The sequence below is a fragment of the Streptomyces sp. NBC_00873 genome (genome assembly GCF_045207415.1).
Lineage (GTDB): Bacteria > Actinomycetota > Actinomycetes > Streptomycetales > Streptomycetaceae > Streptomyces.
This window is the reverse complement of the sequence record NZ_CP108803.1, coordinates 3,346,536-3,365,320: the sequence shown is the minus strand read 5'-3', so window position 1 is coordinate 3,365,320 and position 18,785 is coordinate 3,346,536. Positions and strand designations below refer to the sequence as shown.

Annotated in this window: 11 protein-coding genes, 1 pseudogene and 1 riboswitch; of the genes and pseudogenes, 9 read left to right on the top strand and 3 right to left on the bottom strand. The window is 72.2% G+C overall.

Translation table 11 applies throughout. The annotated features are described in order from the left end of the window. Window positions 1–127 precede the first annotated feature (127 nt). On the bottom strand, window positions 128–2,875 hold the full coding sequence (locus OH809_RS15030) for a lysylphosphatidylglycerol synthase domain-containing protein (RefSeq protein WP_406421915.1): 2,748 nt from the start codon (window positions 2,873–2,875) through the stop codon (window positions 128–130). Between the two features lie 122 nt (window positions 2,876–2,997). On the opposite strand from OH809_RS15030, the gene OH809_RS15025 reads away from it, so the two are divergent. Continuing rightward, window positions 2,998–3,564 carry an MGMT family protein gene (locus OH809_RS15025; RefSeq protein ID WP_406421916.1) on the top strand — a complete coding sequence of 189 codons (567 nt, stop codon included), beginning with the start codon at window positions 2,998–3,000 and terminating at the stop codon, window positions 3,562–3,564. Between the two features lie 209 nt (window positions 3,565–3,773). Further along, the gene (locus tag OH809_RS15020; protein WP_406421917.1) at window positions 3,774–7,175 is read left to right on the top strand and encodes an ATP-dependent helicase; all 3,402 of its coding nucleotides are present in this window, start codon (window positions 3,774–3,776) and stop codon (window positions 7,173–7,175) included. Window positions 7,176–7,219: 44 nt separating this feature from the next. On the opposite strand, the pseudogene OH809_RS15015 reads toward OH809_RS15020, so the two are convergent. Next, a pseudogene (locus OH809_RS15015) lies at window positions 7,220–7,644 on the bottom strand (SAM-dependent methyltransferase); the annotation flags it as partial. A gap of 162 nt (window positions 7,645–7,806) precedes the next feature. Between OH809_RS15015 and OH809_RS15010 the strand changes: the two are divergent. The 4 genes from OH809_RS15010 (at window position 7,807) to OH809_RS14995 (ending at window position 14,777) form a co-directional block, all read left to right on the top strand. Continuing rightward, complete coding sequence (locus OH809_RS15010) at window positions 7,807–11,271, top strand: ATP-dependent DNA helicase (RefSeq protein ID WP_406515215.1); 3,465 nt, start codon at window positions 7,807–7,809, stop codon at window positions 11,269–11,271. A 10-nt stretch (window positions 11,272–11,281) separates the two neighbouring features. Continuing rightward, the gene (locus OH809_RS15005; RefSeq protein ID WP_406421919.1) at window positions 11,282–12,676 is read left to right on the top strand and encodes a dipeptidase; all 1,395 of its coding nucleotides are present in this window, start codon (window positions 11,282–11,284) and stop codon (window positions 12,674–12,676) included. A 44-nt stretch (window positions 12,677–12,720) separates the two neighbouring features. Next, window positions 12,721–13,677, top strand: coding sequence for an NAD(+) diphosphatase (nudC, locus tag OH809_RS15000; RefSeq protein WP_406421920.1), 957 nt, complete (start codon window positions 12,721–12,723; stop codon window positions 13,675–13,677). A gap of 99 nt (window positions 13,678–13,776) precedes the next feature. Continuing rightward, window positions 13,777–13,874, top strand: a riboswitch (ZMP/ZTP riboswitch). Window positions 13,875–13,913: 39 nt separating this feature from the next. Further along, window positions 13,914–14,777, top strand: coding sequence for a bifunctional 5,10-methylenetetrahydrofolate dehydrogenase/5,10-methenyltetrahydrofolate cyclohydrolase (locus OH809_RS14995; protein WP_406421921.1), 864 nt, complete (start codon window positions 13,914–13,916; stop codon window positions 14,775–14,777). A 337-nt stretch (window positions 14,778–15,114) separates the two neighbouring features. Here OH809_RS14995 and OH809_RS14990 read toward each other — a convergent pair whose 3' ends face one another. Then, window positions 15,115–15,372, bottom strand: coding sequence for a glutaredoxin domain-containing protein (locus OH809_RS14990; RefSeq protein ID WP_406421922.1), 258 nt, complete (start codon window positions 15,370–15,372; stop codon window positions 15,115–15,117). A 132-nt stretch (window positions 15,373–15,504) separates the two neighbouring features. Between OH809_RS14990 and OH809_RS14985 the strand changes: the two genes are divergently transcribed. From OH809_RS14985 to OH809_RS14975, 3 genes are all read left to right on the top strand, one after another. Continuing rightward, on the top strand, window positions 15,505–17,751 hold the full coding sequence (locus tag OH809_RS14985; protein ID WP_406421923.1) for an ATP-dependent DNA helicase UvrD2: 2,247 nt from the start codon (window positions 15,505–15,507) through the stop codon (window positions 17,749–17,751). A 164-nt stretch (window positions 17,752–17,915) separates the two neighbouring features. Next, complete coding sequence (locus tag OH809_RS14980) at window positions 17,916–18,242, top strand: hypothetical protein (RefSeq protein WP_406421924.1); 327 nt, start codon at window positions 17,916–17,918, stop codon at window positions 18,240–18,242. 172 nt (window positions 18,243–18,414) lie between these two features. After that, window positions 18,415–18,783 (top strand): WhiB family transcriptional regulator, encoded by a 369-nt coding sequence (locus OH809_RS14975; protein WP_030915514.1) that lies wholly within the window; start codon window positions 18,415–18,417, stop codon window positions 18,781–18,783. Window positions 18,784–18,785: the final 2 nt, after the last annotated feature.

Here is an 18,785-nt window from a genome sequence, read left to right as displayed (position 1 = left end):
CGCGGGGTGGCGCGCGGGACACCGGTCCAAGTGGGTGGCCCAGGGCACCCGGGTACGGGGTCGACCTGGGGCAGGGGCCGTGGGATGTTCTCCCCGGTGGGCGGTTTCCCCAGGGGGCGGCGGCGTGTCAGAGGGCGCCCTTGCGGGTGAGGCGGTTGAAGCAGAGCCAGCCGGGCAGCACCGGCAGCCACAGGGTCATCAGCCGGAACAGCAGCACGGCGGGCGCCGCGACCTCCTTCGGCAGACCGACCGCGATCAGTCCCAGCGTCAGCGCGCCCTCGACCGCACCCATACCGCCCGGCGTCGGCGCCGCCGACCCAAGTGCGTTGCCGGCGAGGAAGACCACCGCGATGCTCGCGTAGCTGAGCTGCGGCACGCCGGGACCGCTGAACGCCCGGATCGACGCGTCCAGGCACATCACGAACAGGCCGGTCAGCAGCAGCATGCCGCCGATACCGGTGAACAGCTTCTGCGGGCGCTGCACGACGTCGAGCATGCGCGGTACGACCCCGGCGAACAGTGACCGCACGCGCGTCACCACGAACTTCCGCAGGAACGGGATCGCGGTCACCACCAGGACCAGCACCGCGACCGTCAGCAGCCCGGCGATCACCGTCCTGGACGGGGCGAGCGACGACGGAGTCTTCTCGGTCCCGGTCAGGTATCCGAACGCGGCCAGCAGCAGGATGTGGCAGCCGAGCCCGAACAGCTGCGAGGCGCCGACACTCGCGACGGCGAGCCCCGGGCGTACCCCGGAACGCTGCAGGAACCGCGTGTTCAGCGCCACGCCGCCGACCGCGGGCGGCGCGACGATCTTCACGAACGAACCGGCGACCTGCGCCAGCACGGTCTTGCCGAACGGCACCCGCTCCGGCACGAACCCCAGCAGGCTCATCGCCGCCGCGACGTAACTGAGCGCCGAGAACCCGAGCGCCGCCGCCACCCAGCCCCACTCCGCCTGCTCGACGACCGCGCCGAAGTCGGCCTCCGTGACCTGGGAGATCAGGAAGTACGCGGCGATCGCACCGGCGATGAAGCTGAGCAGCGTGCGCGGCTTGATCCGCTCCAGCCGGACCGGCTCCACGGGCGCCTGCGGCCGGATCAGCAGCACCTGGCGGCGGATCTGGGTCAGCAGATCCTCCTCCCGGGCCTCGTCCAGGGCATCGTCTATTGCCCGCTTCTCCGCGCGCTTCTCCGCCTGCTTCTCGTTGCGGAGCGCCTTGCGGTCGGCAGGGACCGACGCCTGTGCCTCCTGGGCCTTGGCGAGCTTTGCCGCGTCCGACGCCGCGATCACGGCCTCGCGCTCGCGCTGCGACCGCTCACGGGCCAGCCTGCGCAGCGCCGCCCGGGTGGAGCGGCTGAGGGCGATCGGCTGGAGCAGCGGCAGGCAGTCCGCCACGGCATCGGGGCCGAGGACCTCGAGCGCCGCCGCGACGGCCCGCTCGGCCCCCACCCGCAGACCGGTGGTGGTGAGCAGCTGGGCGATGTCCATCCGCAGCACCAGATCACCGGCCGCGATCTCACCGCCGCGCAGATCGGTCACGAACACCGTGCCTGAACGATCCACCAGGATCGCGTCGCCGGTGAGCCTGCGGTGCGCGATCCGCCGGGACTGGAGCGCCTTCACCTGCCGCCAGGCGCCGCGCACCGGGTCGTCGGTGATCTCCACGTCCTCCAGCGCATCGAGGGAGCGCCCGCCGATGTGCTCGTACACCAGCATCACGGCGTCCGGACCGAGCTCCGAGGTGGCGATCAGCTTGGGGGCGTTGGCTCCGGCGGCGATCGCCGCGTACGCGAGGAGCGCCTCCTGCTCCAGGGCCTGGCGCAGCGACTGGATGGACCGGCGCTGGGTGATGCCGCGCAGGGTGAGTCTGCGCCACACCCGGTAGAAGAAACCCTGCGCCTGCTGTTCCCGGTCGACGACCGTCACATCCAGCGGTGGACCGTCCTCCAGGGAAACCAGATAGCGGCGGCCCCGGTCGCTCGGGTCGCCGGAGTCGGGGGTGTCCTCGGCGCGCATCGCGGTGACCGGGCGGAAGCCGACGTGACGCAGACCGGCCATCAGATGCTGACCGGTCGGCCGGACGTTCGGCGAGCCGACCGCGTACAGCGTGCCGTACGCGACGGTCCAGCCGATCAGCACGGTGAGGACGATCGAGAACGGGGTCGTGTAGCCGCCCACCAGCATGGCGAAGGCGTCGAGCAGCAGCACCACCCACAGCACGACCCGCCAGCGCGGCCGTCTCGCCATCCCGACCGCCGTCATGTAGGCGATCACCGGTGCGAGATAGCCGTGTACGGGATCGGTGAGCGCGGCACCGGGCTGAGGCTGGGTGAGGGCGTCCTGAATGGTGTTGGAGGCGGATTTGGCGACCCAGAGGTCGGTGGCGAGCGTCACCCCGTGCGCGAGGACGGCGGCGAGGACACCGTCCGCGATCCGCAGCCCGTCGCGTTTGATCAGCCGCTCGATGGCGAAGGCGACGGGCACCAGCAGCACCGCGATGCTGGAGACCAGGCCGGCGAGCTTGATCAGAACGTCGGGTGCTTGGTCCGTGCCCTTGTTGATGTCGTTTTCGAGACCGGTGGTCGTGCCGTGGGCGAACGCGGCGATGGAGAACAGGACGACGATCGCCAGGACACCGACGAGGAGCCGCATGAGATCGGAGGGGCGGTGCACCCGGGCGGGGAGAAGCGGCTCGTCACCGGAGACCCGGTCGGCCTGTTCGGCCTCGGCGACGGTCGAGAGGGTGGAGCCGACCAGATGGTGCGGGGCGGATTCCCGCTCCTCGCGCTCCTGCGTCGGCCCCTGCTGCTCCCGCTGCTCTTCCGGGCGCCGCTCGGCGTCGGAGGCGTCGGCCGCCTTCGGTGGCTGCACGCCCTGCTCCTTCGTCGCCTCTGGTTGGTCTTCGTGGTCTCGTATCACCGGTCACCGCCCGCATGATGGTGGCACGGCCTGGAGACAGAGGGGGGTATCAGGGTGTACTGCACGGTCGCGCGATGCGCAAGATACGCCCCTTTGCTCTCGCGCGCACACTCAGTGAAGGCATCCCTACGCGCCCCTCGGCCGGGGACCGGGCCGGACTGTCGGTGGCATACGGCACCATGGGCCGGATGAGCCAACACCGGACGAGCGGCGACGGGGCGAGGGGCGACCGGGCGCCCGACGCGTCGCCTGAGTACGACGCACTGCCGGAGTACGCGGAGCGCGTGCTCGATGTCGCCGACCTGATCCCGCCCGGCCGCGTCATGACGTACGGCGATGTCGCGGAGTGGCTGGGGGAGGGCGGCCCGCGCCAGGTCGGCCGGGTCATGGCGCTGTACGGCGCCGCAGCGCCGTGGTGGCGGGTGGTGCGGGCCGACGGGGCGCTGCTGCCCGGTCACGAGCTGCGGGCACTGGACCACTACCGCGAGGAGAGCACCGCGCTGCGCGAGGCCTCGCGCAGCGCGGAGGGCCACCTGCCGCGCCTCGACATGAAGCGCGCACGGTGGGACGGCGTGACCGGTGGGGACGGGGGCACCGACCGGGACGAGGACCAGGACGGGGTCGGGGGAGCTCACACCTGACAGCTTCCGCCATTCGGCCCCGTGACGGGCGCAGCCGGGCCCGTTCGATGGACGAGAAATCCTGCGTGACCTGCCGTGCGACGCGGAACGTGACGTTCGACGCAGTGGACCCGCCGCATCCCACGCCCCCGCTGGCGTAGCGTCGACAGTTCGCGGCAGGCACCCCCGCCCCCTCACCATCAGCACACCCCCCAGGACCGGCGATCCACGTGAGCTCCTCCTCCTTCACCCGGCACAGTCCGCACCGTCAGGCACGGCAGGGGGTCCCCCCACGCCCGCAGGGGCGTAGGGGGAGGACCACGGGCGCGTACCGACTGGTGCGCACCCGGCCGGGTGCCGTGGACCCCCCTGTTCTGGACGCAGCGCAACAGACGGTGGTTGATCACCCCGGCGGCCCGCTGCTGGTCCTCGCTGGACCGGGCACCGGCAAGACGACCACGCTCGTCGAAGCGGTCGCCGCCCGCGTCGCCAGGGGCGGCGATCCGGCCCGCATCCTGGTCCTCACGTTCAGCCGCAAGGCAGCGGTGGAGCTGCGCGACCGGATGGCCGCCCGGCTCGGTGCCGCCCGCGGCCCGCTGGCCACCACGTTCCACTCTTTCTGCTACGCACTGGTCCGCGCCCATCAGGACGCCGACCTCTTCGCCGACCCGCTGCGGCTGCTCTCCGGACCCGAGCAGGACGTCACTGTCCGCGATCTCCTGGCCGGCCAGCTCGAACTGGAGCAGGAGGGCATCGCGCACATCCGCTGGCCCGATGAGCTGCGGGCCTGCCTGACCACGCGTGGCTTCGCCGACGAGGTACGCGCGGTGCTCGCCCGCAGCCGCGAGCTGGGCCTCGGCCCGGATGCCCTCGCCGACTTCGCGCGCCGCACCGGCCGCCCGGACTGGGGCGCGGCCGCCGCGTTCCTCGCCGAGTACCTGGACGTGCTCGACGCACAGGGGGTGCTGGACTACGCGGAGCTGGTCCACCGGGCGGTGCTCCTCGCCGAGCGACCCGAGGTGTCGGCGGTGCTGGCCGGGGCGTACGACGCGGTGTTCGTCGACGAGTACCAGGACACGGACCCGGCGCAGGTGCGGCTGCTGCACGCGCTGGCGGGCAACCGCGGGAGTGCGCCGGGGGTCGGCGGCGGCCGGGACCTGATCGCGTTCGGCGACCCGGACCAGTCGATCTACACGTTCCGGGGCGCCGACGTGAACGGCATCCTCGACTTCCCGGAGACGTTCCGGCGGGCGGACGGCGGCCCGGCCCCGGTCGGCGTCCTCACCACGTCGCGCCGCTCCGGCGCACAGCTGCTGGCCGCCACCCGGCTGCTCACCCGCCGGATGCCGCTGACCCGGCTGCCGTCGGCGAAGGTCCGCGCCCACCGGGAGCTCGCCGCGGTACGCGAGGGCGGGCACGTCGAGACGTACACCTACCCGACCGCCTCCACCGAGCTGGACAACATCGCCGACCTGCTGCGCCGCGCCCACCTGGAGGACGGCGTGCCATGGAACGAGATGGCGGTGCTGGTACGTGCCGGGGGCCGCACGATCCCCGCGGTGCGCCGCGCCCTGACGTCGGCGGGCGTGCCCCTGGAGGTCGACGGCGACGACCTCCCGCTGCGCCACGAACCCGCTGTGGCCCCGCTCCTCACCGCCCTCCGCACGGTCGCCACGGCCGCGCTGCACCGCACGACGGCTGCGGAGCCGACGACCCCGGACGGCGACGCCGCCCCCGCGTCCGAGGAGCCCGCCGCCCCCTGGCTCGGCACCGAGACCGCCCTCACCCTCCTCACCTCCCCCCTCGGCTCCATGGACGCCGCCGATCTGCGCCGGCTCGGCCGGGCGCTGCGCGACGAGGAGCGGGCCGCAGGGAACCGGGTACCGCCGCCCTCCGGCGAGCTGCTGGCCCGCGCGCTCGCCGAACCCGAACGCCTCGTCGCACACGACCCCGCGTACGCCCGCGGTGCCCAGCGCCTCGGCGCGCTGCTGCGCAAGGCACGCGAACTCCTCGAAGGCGGCGGCACCGCCGAAGAGGCCCTGTGGGAGCTGTGGGCAGGCACCCCCTGGCCGGGGCGGCTCGAACGCGCCGCGCTGCGCGGCGGCGCGGGCGGCCGCAACGCCGACCGCGATCTCGACGCCGTCTGCGCGCTCTTCGACACCGCGGCCCGCGCCGAGGAACGCACCGGTGGCCGCGGCGCGCTCAACTTCCTCGAAGAGGTCGACGCCCAGGACATCGCCGCCGACACCCTCTCCAAGCGGGTCGGACGCCCCGACGCCGTACGGCTGATGACCGCACACCGCTCGAAGGGCCTGGAGTGGCGGCTGGTCGTCGTCGCCGGGGTGCAGGAGGGGCTCTGGCCGGACCTGCGCCGCCGCGGCTCGCTGCTCGAAGCGGACCGGATCGGCCGCGACGGCCTCGCCGAACCGCTCACCCCGGGTGCCCTCCTCGCCGAGGAACGACGCCTGTTCTACGTGGCGGCGACCCGCGCACGGGAACGGCTGATCGTCACCGCGGTGAAGGCCCCCGCCGACGACGGCGACCAGCCGTCCCGCTTCCTCACGGAGCTGGGCATCGAACCGCGCGACGTCACCGGACGCCCGCGCCGCCCGCTCGCCGTCGCCGCGCTCGTCGCCGAGCTGCGCGCCACCACCATCGACCCCGATGCCTCCGACGCCCTGCGCGACGAGGCCGCCCACCGGCTGGCCCGGCTGGCCGCGCTCACGGACGACGAGGGGCAGCCGCTCGTGCCGTCGGCCCATCCGTACCGCTGGTGGGGGCTGTACGAGCCGACCCGCTCGGCCGTCCCGCTCCGCGACCGGGACCATCCCGTGGCGCTCTCCGGCAGCGCACTCGACCAGCTGGCCAACACCTGCGCCCTGCAATGGTTCCTCGGCCGCGAGGTGAAGGCGGACGCCCCGGCGACGGCCGCGCAGGGCTTCGGCAACGTCGTGCACGTACTCGCCGACGAGGTCGCCTCCGGCCGTACCCCCGCCGACCTGGCGGTCCTGATGGAGCGCCTCGACTCGGTCTGGGACGGGCTGGTCTTCGACGCCCCCTGGAAGTCGCAGCAGGAGAAGGAACAGGCGAGGGTCGCCCTCGAACGCTTTCTGCGCTGGCATGTCATGGACCGCACCGGCCGCACCTCCGCCGCGAGCGAGCACGACTTCGACGTGACGCTCGAAGCGGGGGAGTACGAGGTACGGATCCGCGGCTCCATGGACCGCGTCGAACGGGACGCCGACGGCCGTGCGTACGTCGTCGACTTCAAGACCGGCAAGCAGTCCCCGACGAAGGACGAGGTCGCCCGCCATCCCCAGCTCGCCGTGTACCAGCTGGCCGTCCGGGAGGGGGCGGTCGACGAGATCTTCGACGGCCACCGCCCCGCCCCCGGTGGCGCCGAACTCGTCCAGCTGCGGCAGCCGGCCCCCAAGAAGGAGGGCGGCGACGCCCTTCCCAAGGTGCAGGCCCAGGAACCGCCCACCACCGAGTGGGTCTCCGACCTGCTGGCCACGGCCGCGGGCCGGGTCCTGGACGAACGCTTCACACCCACGACCGGCCAGCACTGCACCCACTGCACGTTCCGGGCCTCGTGCAGCGCTCAGCCCGAGGGCCGCCACATCCTCGAGTGACCGGGTGTTCCGGCCCCGGCCGGTCAGACCTTGCGGGCCACGGCCGTCCGGCCCTCGGCGCTGCTGGTGAGCAAGGCCTGCGCGTGGACCAGGACGACCGGGTCGTGGCCGGCGTAGACGATTCGGGACTCCGGGGCGATGTCCTGGACGATCTGGTGCACGTTCTGCCGGGTCGGCAGCCCAGCCCCGCCCCCACATCCAGGAACTGCCGGATGCCCGCGCCCGTGGTGAGTTCGGTCACGGCCCGTCGTACGAAGTCCCGGTTGTGCCGGACGTCGAGGTGGACCCGCGTATTGGCCGCCGGTGCCATGGCCGCGGCCTCCCGGTCGGCGGGGTTGTCCGTGCCGCCGAGGAATACGTCATACACCCGAGCCGGATGCGCCTTCGTCGTATCGATGCGTTTCATGAGCTCGACGGAGTCCGATCCGGAGTCCGGCCCGAGGTCGGGGGAGGGTGCGCCGGGGCTCATATGACCCTCCTCGTAAGGCCGTTGATGCGATCACATGCGATCGGGACCGATCGGTCTTCACCCTGGACCGGCCAGCAGCCCCGGACGAGGCACTTCCCGGCCACAGGCCGGTCCGGCTCATCGCCCCGCACGCTGTCGGTCCGCCCGGTTAGCCTCTGTGGGGTGTCCCCACGTATCACCGGTCCCGAGCAGCTCAAGGAGCTCCTCGGGATCCCCTTCACTCCGGAGCAGACGGCCTGCATCACCGCGCCGCCCGCCCCGCAGGTGATCGTGGCCGGAGCCGGGTCGGGGAAGACCACGGTGATGGCGGCGCGCGTGGTGTGGCTGGTGGGGACCGGGCAGGTCGCCCCGGAGCAGGTACTCGGGCTCACCTTCACGAACAAGGCGGCGGGCGAGCTCGCCGAGCGCGTCCGCAAGGCGCTCGTCGCCGCCGGGGTCACCGACCCGGACGCCATCGACCCGGACAACCCGCCGGGCGAGCCCAGCATCTCCACGTACCACGCCTTCGCCGGACGGCTCCTCACCGAGCACGGGCTGCGCATAGGACTCGAACCCACCACCCGCCTCCTCGCCGACGCCACCCGCTACCAGCTCGCCGCCCGCGTGCTGCGCGAGGCCCCGGGCCCGTACCCGGCACTGACCAGGTCGTTCCCCACCCTCGTCAGCGATCTGCTGGCACTCGACGCCGAGCTGGCCGAGCATCTCGTACGCCCCGAGCAGCTCGCGGAGTACGACACCGAGCTCCTCCGTGCGCTCGCATCGGCCCGGCTCACCAACGCCGAGCTGCGCAAGGTCCCGGAGACCGCCGAGGCCCGCCGCGAACTCCTCTCACTGACCCGGCGCTACCGCGACGCCAAGCGCAGCCGCGACCTCCTCGACTTCGGCGACCAGATCGCACTCTCCGCCGAGCTGGCCCTCACCCGCCGCGAGGTCGGCGCGATCCTGCGCGACGAGTACCGGGTCGTCCTGCTCGACGAGTACCAGGACACCTCCGTCGCCCAGCGGCTGCTCCTCTCCGCCCTCTTCGGCAGCGGCCCCGACGGCACCGCGTCCGGGCACGCCGTCACCGCCGTCGGCGACCCCTGCCAGGCGATCTACGGCTGGCGCGGCGCCTCCGTCGCCAACCTCGACGACTTCCCGCACCACTTCCCGCACGCCGACGGCGCCCCCGCCACCCGGTACTCCCTCAGCGAGAACCGCCGCAGCGGCGGCCGCCTGTTGCACCTCGCCAACGGGCTCGCCGAGCCGCTGCGCGCCATGCACGAGGGCGTCGAAGCGCTGCGCCCCGCCCCCGGCGCCGAACGCGACGGCATCGCCCGCTGCGCCCTGCTGCGCACCCACACCGAAGAGATCGACTGGCTCGCCGACTCGATCGCCCATCTCGTACGGACCGGGAAGGAACCCGGCGAGATCGCCGTGCTGTGCCGCACGGCGGGTGACTTCCCGGAGATCCAGGCCGCGCTCGTCGCCCGCGACATCCCCGTCGAGGTCGTCGGCCTCTCGGGGCTGCTGCACCTGCCCGAGGTCGCCGACCTCGTCGCAGTCTGCGAAGTCCTCCAGGACCCCGGAGCCAACGCCTCCCTGGTCCGGCTGCTCACCGGCCCCCGCTGGCGGATCGGCCCCCGCGACCTGGCCCTCCTCGGCCGCCGCGCCCGCCTCCTCGTCCACCGCGCGGCTCACGCGGACGACGACGACTTCGATCCCGACCGCCGGCTCGCCGAGGCGGTCGAAGGCATCGACCCGGCCGAGGTGATCTCGCTCGCCGACGCCCTCGACACCTTCCTCGAATCGAGCGGTACGGAGGACGACGGGCTGCCGTTCTCCGCCGAGGCACGCGTCCGCTTCGCCCGCCTCGCCACCGAACTGCGCGAGCTGCGCCGCTCGCTGGCCGACCCGCTCATGGACGTCCTGCACCGGGTCCTCGCCACCACCGGTCTCGAAGTGGAGCTCTCCGCGTCGCCGCACGCGCTGGCCGCCCGCCGCCGCGAGACCCTCGCCAACTTCCTGGACGTCGCGGCCCGCTTCGCCGCAGTCGACGGCGAGGCCACGCTGCTGGCCTTCCTCGGCTTCCTGCGCACGGCCGTCCAGTACGAGAAGGGCCTGGACAACGCGCTGCCCGGCGGCGAGAACACCGTCAAGGTCCTCACCGCCCACAAGTCCAAGGGCCTGGAGTGGGACGTCGTCGCCGTGCCAGGCCTGGTCACCGGCCAGTTCCCCAGCAACCGGTCCCGCGACGCCTGGACCTCCCAGTCCAAGGTCCTCCCGCACGCCCTGCGCGGCGACGCACCCACCCTGCCCGTCATCCACTCCTGGGACGCCAAGGGGCTGGGGGCCTTCAAGGAGGAGATGAAGGAGCACCAGCACACCGAGGAACTCCGCCTCGGCTACGTCACCTTCACCCGGCCGCGCAGCCTGCTGCTCGGCTCCGGCCACTGGTGGGGGCCGTCCCAGAAGAAGCCGCGCGGCCCGTCGGACTTCCTGCAGGCGCTGTACGAGCACTGCGCGGCCGGCCACGGCGAGATCGAGGCCTGGGCGGACGAGCCGGCCGAGGACGAGGAGAACCCGGCCCTCGCGGAGGCGGCCGCCGACCACGCCTGGCCGCTCCCGCTGGACGACACGGCGCTGGCCCGCCGCCGGGCGGCCGCGGAGACGGTGCTGGCCCACCTGGAGACACTGGCGGGGGAGTCGGCGGCGGGTGCGGCGCCGGGGGCGTACCCCGTGGCACCGGACGACCAGCGGTATGCCGATGACGAGCCGTACCCGGACGAGGCCGCGGACTGGGACTCCCTGTCGAGTGAACCTCCCGCGGACCCTGCCCCCACGTCACCGGCCCCCCGGATCCCCGCCCCCCACGTCCCCGCCGCCCGCACCCCCTCACGGCTCACCCCGGAGGAGACCCGCACCCTCGCCTCCTGGGACCGGGACCTCGATGCGCTCGCCGGTGAGCTGCGCCGCGCCCGCGCCACCGTGCGCGAGGTCCTCGTGCCCGCCTCACTCTCCGCCACGCAGTTGCTGAGGCTCGCCGACGACCCCGACGGCTTCGCCCAGGAGCTGGCCCGGCCCATGCCGCGGCCGCCCGCGCCCGCGGCCCGCCGGGGCACCAGATTCCACGCCTGGGTGGAGGCCCGCTTCGAGGAGCTGCCGCTGCCCATGCTCGGCCCCGACGAGCTGCCCGGCGGCGACGGGAGCGACACCGACATCGCGGACGAGGCCGACCTTGCCGCGCTCAAGGAGGCCTTCGAGCGCACCCCGTACGCCCACCGCACCCCGTACCGCGTCGAGACACCGTTCCAGATCACGCTCGCGGGCCGCGTGGTCCGGGGCCGGATCGACGCCGTGTACCGCACGGAAGGTGCGGACGGGGTCACCTACGAGATCGTCGACTGGAAGACGACCCGTCACACCCCCCAAGGCCACGAAGACACCTCGGCCGTCCGCACGGCCGACCCGCTGCAGCTGGCCGTCTACCGCCTCGCCTGGGCCGAATTGCACGACGTACCGCTCGACTCCGTCACCACCACGTTCCTGTTCGTCCGTACCGGAGAGGCCGTCCACCCCACCGATCTCCCCGGCCGGACCGAGCTCGAACACATCCTGTGGGACGAGCCACCTCCCACAGGCCGATAGGCTCAAGACCATGAGCGACACCCCGGACAGCGCCGTCCGTACGTACATCGAACAGCACCGCACAGCCTTCCTCGACGACCTTGCCGAGTGGCTGCGCATCCCCTCCGTATCCGCCCAGCCCGAGCACGGGGGAGACGTACGGCGCAGCGCCGAGTGGCTGTCCGCCAAGCTCAAGGAGACCGGCTTCCCGGTCGCGGAGGTCTGGGAGACGCCGGGCGCTCCCGCCGTCTTCGCCGAGTGGCCCTCCGAGGACCCGGACGCCCCGACCGTCCTCGTCTACGGCCACCACGACGTGCAGCCCGCCGCCCGGGAGGACGGCTGGGACACCGACCCGTTCGAACCGGTGGTCCGGGACGGCCGGATGTACGGGCGCGGCGCCGCCGACGACAAGGGCCAGGTGTTCTTCCACACCCTCGGTGTCCGGGCCCACCTCGCCGCCACCGGCCGCACCACCCCTGCCGTCCACCTCAAGCTCCTCGTCGAGGGCGAGGAGGAGTCCGGTTCCCCGCACTTCCGCGCCCTGGTCGAGCAGCAGGCCGCACGCCTCGCCGCCGACGCCGTGATCGTCTCCGACACCGGCATGTGGGACGAGACGACCCCGACGGTCTGCACCGGCATGCGCGGTCTCGCCGAGTGCGAGATCGAGCTCCACGGCCCCGAGCAGGACATCCACTCCGGATCGTTCGGCGGCGCCGTCCCCAACCCGGCGACCGCCGTGGCCCGCCTCGTCGCCGCGCTGCACGACGCGGACGGCCGGGTCGCGATCCCCGGTTTCTACGACGGCGTGACGGAACTCACCGACACCGAGCGCGCGCTCTTCGCCGAGCTCCCCTTCGACGAGGCCGGCTGGCTGCGTACCGCCAAGTCGCAGGCCGCGACGGGCGAGGCCGGCTACTCCACGCTGGAGCGCATCTGGGCGCGCCCCACGGCCGAGGTCAACGGCATCGGTGGCGGCTACCAGGGCGCCGGGAGCAAGACCATCATTCCGTCCTCCGCCCTCGTGAAGATCAGCTTCCGGCTGGTCGCGGGCCAGGACCCCGACCACGTCCAACAGGCCGTCCGGGCCTGGGCCGAGGCGCAGTTCCCGGCCGGCATCCGCCACCGGATCACCTTCGCCCCCGCCACCCGCCCGTGCCTGACCCCGCTGGACCACCCCGCCCTGCAGGCCGTGGCCCGCGCCATGGGACGGGCCTTCGGCCAGAAGATCCTCTTCACCCGCGAAGGAGGCTCGGGGCCCGCCGCCGACCTGCAGGACGTGCTCGGCGCCCCCGTCCTCTTCCTGGGCATCTCCGTACCGTCCGACGGCTGGCACGCCCCCAACGAGAAGGTGGAGCTGGACCTCCTGCTCAAGGGCGTGCAGACGACCGCCCACCTCTGGGGCGAACTGCCCGCCGCACTCCGCTGAATCCTCTGAACACCCGATCCATCCCGGGGGAGTAGGAAGCACCTGTGAGCACTTTCGACAACGCCACCACAGACCGGCCCATCGGTCTCACCGCGCACAGCGGTATCGACCGCGCGGCGCACCACCGCCTCGACGAGGCCTGGCTCTCCGCCGCCTGGAGCCACCCGACCACCCGGGTCTTCGTGGTCTCCGGCGGGCAGGTGCTGATCGACGATCCCGCAGACAGCACAGACGGCGGCACGGAGATCGTCATGACCCCGGCCTTCGAGGCCCCGGTCACCGAGACCCACCGCTACTTCCTCGGCACCGACGAGGACGGCGTCAGCTACTTCGCGCTCCAGAAGGACTCGCTGCCCGGCCGCATGGACCAGCCGGCCCGCCCGGCCGGGCTGCGCGAGGCCGGACTGCTCCTCGGCCCGCGCGACGCGGGGCTGATGGCGCACGCGGTGGCGCTGGAGAACTGGCAGCGGCTGCACCGTTTCTGCTCCCGCTGCGGCGAACGCACCGTCATCGCAGCGGCAGGCCACATCCGCCGCTGCCAGGCCTGCGGCGCCGAGCACTACCCGCGCACCGACCCGGCGGTGATCATGCTGGTGACGGACGACCAGGACCGCGCCCTGCTGGGCCGTCAGGTGCACTGGCCGGAGGGCAGGTTCTCGACGCTCGCGGGCTTCGTCGAGCCCGGGGAGTCGATCGAGCAGTCCGTCGCCCGCGAGGTGTTCGAGGAGGCGGGTGTCACGGTCGGTGAGGTCGAGTACATCGCCAGCCAGCCCTGGCCCTTCCCGTCCAGCCTGATGCTGGGCTTCATGGCGCGGGCCACGTCCGCGGAGATCAACGTCGACGGCGAGGAGATCGAGGAGGCCCGCTGGTTCTCCCGCGAGGACCTGACAGCGGCCTTCGAATCGGGCGAGATCCTGCCTCCGTTCGGCATCTCGATCGCGGCCCGTCTGATCGAGCTCTGGTACGGCAAGCCGCTCCCGAAGCCGGGCAGCGTCGGCTGACACACGGTGCGGGGCGGGCGACGGGGCACGCACGGCCGGGTCGTCCGCCCGCCACTGCCACCCGGTTCCTCCCCCAGGACGCTCCTGTCCGTTAATCTGGCCCTGGGCCGTGACTGGCGCTGAGGTGGAGCACCACCGGGGAGCGGTCCGACGGAAACACTCGACAACCGTCGATGCCGTGCGCCTGGGCGATTCCTCGTGATCCTCGTGATCCTCGTGACGCTCAGGAGTGAAGCGTGGCCCAGACACAGACAGCCCGTCCGATGGACGGCACCGCCCTCGCCCGCCGCATCATCGCGACCAGTGCCGCGACAGCGGCGGAACTCCGGTTGCGCACCGGGAAGGCACCCTGCCTGGCGACCGTGCTGGTCGGCGACGACCCGGCGTCCGTGACCTACGTCCGGGTGAAGCGCCGCCGCTGCGAAAGCGCGGGCATCGCGTCACGGCACGTGGCCCTTCCCGCCACCTCCACCACACAAGACGTGGTCGACGCGGTCACTGTGCTGTCGAACGACCCCGATGTGCACGGCATCCTGCTGCAGCATCCCGTGGGTCCCCACATCGACGAGCGCGCCGCCTTCGAAGCGATCGACCCGGCCAAGGACGTCGACGGGGTCACCACGCACTCGTTCGCGGCGATGAGTTTCGGCCTTTCCGGCTTCGTCTCCTGCACACCCGGCGGCATCATGCGCCTGCTCGACGAGTACGAGGTCGACCTCGCGGGAAAGCACGCGGTCGTCGTGGGCCGCAGCGCCATCCTGGGCAAGCCCGCCGGGATGCTGCTGCTCGGCCGGGACGCCACCGTGACGTACTGCCACTCACGGACGGCCGACCTCCCGTCGATCGTGCAGCAGGCGGACGTACTGCTGGCCGCGGTCGGCAAGCCGCGCTTCATCGCCGGTGCGGACATCAAGCCGGGTGCGGTGGTGCTCGACGCCGGATACAACGACGGCAACGTCGGCGATGTCGACTTCGAGACCGCGGCCGAGCGGGCACGGCTGATCACCCCGGTCCCCGGCGGCGTCGGACCGATGACCATCGCGGTCCTTCTCGAACAGACAGTGGCCGCGGCTGCCTTGCAGCTCGGCGCCGCGGCGTGAGCTGACGTCCGGTTGCCCGGCACGGGAACGCCTGCCGGCTCGCGGGCACGGACACGCCCGCCGCCTTCCGGCGGACCGGAGGGCGGCGGGCGTGTCTGCAGGCGCGTCGGTGCGGGCGTTCCGCTGAACTGCGCCCCCTGGTGGGGAGGCGGCACGGTACCGAGGAACGGCGTCGGCCGTCTATGCGGTGACGCCAATATTTGCGTTGTCGCGGTGGCTCCCCAGAGGCTGACCGGCTGCGAGACGGCCCGTGAGGGGCCGCTGTCAGTCCCCTGCATACAGCGCGCTGCGTCCCCTCCGGTGACCTCGACCAGAGGGGACGCAGCGCGCGGGAGCGTCAGACCGCGAGGGCCTGCTTCACCTGGGCCAGGCTCGGGTTCGTCATGACGATGTTCTCGCCACCATCGGGGGGAACTACCAGCACGGTCGGGACGGTCTGGTTGCCCCCGTTGGCCTTCTCGACGAAGGCCGCGGATGCCGGGTCCTGCTCGATGTTGATCTCGTTGTACGTGATGCCCTCGCGGTCCATCTGGCCCTTGAGCCGACGGCAGTAGCCGCACCACGTGGTGCTGTACATCGTCACAGTGCCCAGCATATTTTCGCGCTCCTCTGTCTTGTTCGTCTCACTCACGACTGCGGAAAAGCCGCCCATACGTATCCCCGCAGGGAGTGGAACGTACGTGACCTGGTCACCATTCCCGCCGCCGACCCCGCATTAGTACGACGGATGCTGCTCCCCTGTGGACAACTTCCGCGTCCGCCTCTCCCGACCTGGCAGCATGGCGGGGTGACAGCAGCAACGCATTCCTCTCTATTCCCGCAGGTCCCCGAGTCGGCGGACGCCGTGCTCGACGGGCTGGACCCCGAGCAGCGCGAGGTCGCCCTGGCCCTGCACGGCCCGGTGTGCGTGCTGGCCGGAGCCGGTACGGGCAAGACGCGAGCGATCACGCACCGCATCGCGTACGGGGTGCGCGCCGGAATACTCCAGCCGACCAATGTGCTGGCCGTCACGTTCACCAACCGGGCCGCGGGCGAGATGCGGGGCCGGCTCCGCCAGCTCGGCGCAGCCGGGGTGCAGGCGCGGACCTTCCACTCCGCCGCCCTGCGCCAGCTCCAGTACTTCTGGCCGAAAGCAGTCGGTGGCGAGCTGCCGAGGCTCGTGGAGCGCAAGGTCCAGCTGGTCGCCGAGGCCGCCGCCCGCTGCCGCATCCGGCTCGACCGCAACGAACTGCGGGACGTCACCAGCGAGATCGAGTGGGCGAAGGTCACCCAGACCGTGCCCGCCGACTATCCGGCCGTGGTCGCCAAGTCCCAGCGCGACGCCCCGCGCGACACCGCCGAGATCTCCCAGATCTACGCGATGTACGAGCAGCTGAAGCGCGACCGCTCGGTGATCGACTTCGAGGACGTGCTGCTCCTCACCGTCGCCATCCTCCAGGACCGTCATGACATCGCCGACCATGTCCGCCGCCAGTACCAGCACTTCGTGGTCGACGAGTACCAGGACGTCAGCCCGCTCCAGCAGCGCCTGCTCGACCTCTGGCTGGGCGACCGGGACAACCTGTGCGTCGTCGGGGACGCCAGCCAGACGATCTACTCCTTCACCGGGGCCACCCCCGAGCACCTGCTGAACTTCCGCACCCGCCACCCGAACGCGACCGTGGTCAAGCTGGTCAGGGACTACCGCTCCACGCCCCAGGTGGTCCACCTGGCCAACGGCCTGCTCGGCCAGGCCCGTGGCCGCGCCGCCGAGCACCGGCTCGAACTCGTCTCGCAGCGGGAGAAGGGTCCCGAGCCGGCCTACACGGAGTACGGGGACGAGCCCGCGGAGGCGGAGGGCACCGCCCGCCGGATCCGCGATCTGATCGCCGCCGGCGTCCCGGCCGGGGAGATCGCCGTGCTCTACCGGGTCAACTCCCAGTCCGAGGTCTACGAGCAGGCCCTCTCCGACGCGGGCGTGCCCTACCAGCTGCGCGGCGCGGAGCGCTTTTTCGAGCGCGCGGAGGTGCGGGAAGCGGGCGTCGCCCTGCGCGGCGCGGCGCGCGCCGGGGGGAACGACTCCTTGCTCGACGACGCGGAGGGGCTGCCCTCCCAGATGCGGGCCGTGCTCTCCACCAAGGGGTGGACCACGGAGCCGCCCGCGGGCTCCGGCGCGATGCGCGACCGCTGGGAGTCCCTCGCCGCGCTGGTCCGGCTGGCCGAGGACCTCGAACAGGCCAAGCCGGGGGCGACGCTCTCCGATCTGGTGGCGGAGCTGGACGAGCGGGCTGCCGCCCAGCACGCCCCGGCGGTCCAGGGCGTCACGCTGGCCTCGCTGCACTCGGCGAAGGGCCTGGAGTGGGACGCCGTGTTCCTGGTCGGGCTGACCGAGGGCATGATGCCGATCACGTACGCCAGGACGGATGAGCAGATCGAGGAGGAGCGCCGCCTGCTGTACGTCGGTGTCACCCGGGCGCGCTTCCGTCTCTCGCTGTCATGGTCGTTGTCCCGGTCGCCGGGCAGCCGCGGCGGGCGGCACCCGAGCCGCTTCCTGAACGGAGTGCGTCCCGGCTCGGCGGCGCTCGGCGGGCGTGGCGCGGTCGGCGGCGGAGGCATCGAGCGCCCCGGGGTGATCAAGCGCAGGCGTCGTGGCCCCGCGCTGTGCCGGGTCTGCGGCAAGACACTCACCGACGCCGGCGAGATGAAGCTGATGCGCTGTGAGGACTGCCCCTCCGACATGGACGAGGCGCTGTACGAGCGGCTGCGCGACTGGCGGGCGGACCGGGCGAAGGAGATCGGCCAGCCCGCCTACTGCGTGTTCACCGACAAGACGCTGATGGCGATCGCGGAGGCGGTGCCGGGCAGCGAGGGCGAACTGGCGGGAATCTCCGGGGTCGGTGTCCGGAAGATGGACCGGTTCGGAGCCGCCGTGCTGGCCATTTGTGCAGGTGAGGACCCGGTCGAGGGGCTTGGGGGAGACGACGGGGAGGTGTGAGAAAAACTCGTCGAAAAAATAGTTTGCGCCCGCCCCAGTCATCACCATAGGTTCTTAACCACGGGAACAGCGACTTCTCTGAAGCCCTGATCCTGTGCTGTACTTATCCGAATACGCAGGACCGGCCCGCCGGTCCACCGAGACGCCGAGAGGAGGCGATTGTCGTGATCAGCATCATCGAGACCAACAAAATGACCGATCTTTCGGTCGTTTCCGCCTGCTCGCTCGGCCTCGCCTGCTCTTCGGAATTTTCGCTTCGTGGCACCGGTCTGTCCGGCATTTCCGCCGTCAGCCCGCTGTCCCTGGCGAGCGTCCCCGTGCGGGAGCGCAATGAGCGACCGACCCAGGCATCGACGGCAGCAGTAGCGAAGGGACAGGCCAAGGCGGCCTATGCCTTTGCGGCAGTCGGTGCCGGAGCCGAGCAGCAGACGACGCACCACCACATGATGTGGGCCTTCCGTGGGCCTGAACCCTGGAGTGATCCAGCCTGATCCACCATCAGGCCGGCGCCTTCAGGGCCGCGGAACCCCACTCGGGATCCGCGGCCCTTTTGTTTTGTCCCAACGGACGACACAGCGAGAAGGCGCCTCGGGACAAGCAGTACCCGGTACCAGCAGCCACCCGGCCGACCGGCCGGAACAACCAGACGAGGACACCACCACCGTGCAACTCGAAGCGCACGCCCCGTCCGTACCGCCTTCCGAAACGATCCCCCCGCCCGGCCTCACGGAGGACTCCACCTTGATCCCCCTCACTGCGCTCACCGCGCTCGACGACGCCATCGAGAACCTCGGCGTGCCCGTCCCCTGCCGTTCCTACGACCCGGAGGTCTTCTTCGCCGAGTCGCCGGCCGATGTCGAGTACGCCAAGTCGCTCTGCCGCACCTGCCCGCTCGTCGAGGCCTGCCTCGCCGGCGCCAAGGAGCGCCGCGAGCCGTGGGGCGTCTGGGGTGGCGAGCTCTTCATCCAGGGCGTCGTCGTCGCTCGCAAGCGGCCGCGTGGCCGTCCGCGCAAGAACCCGGTCGCGGCGTGACC

Coding starts and splice junctions, on each gene's coding strand:
- OH809_RS15005 (WP_406421919.1), top strand. CDS start 11,282: ATGAGCGACACCCCGGACAGCGCCGTCCGTACGTACATCGAACAGCAC.
- OH809_RS15025 (WP_406421916.1), top strand. CDS start 2,998: ATGCGCAAGATACGCCCCTTTGCTCTCGCGCGCACACTCAGTGAAGGC.
- OH809_RS14985 (WP_406421923.1), top strand. CDS start 15,505: ATGCTGCTCCCCTGTGGACAACTTCCGCGTCCGCCTCTCCCGACCTGG.
- OH809_RS14990 (WP_406421922.1), bottom strand. CDS start 15,372: ATGCTGGGCACTGTGACGATGTACAGCACCACGTGGTGCGGCTACTGC.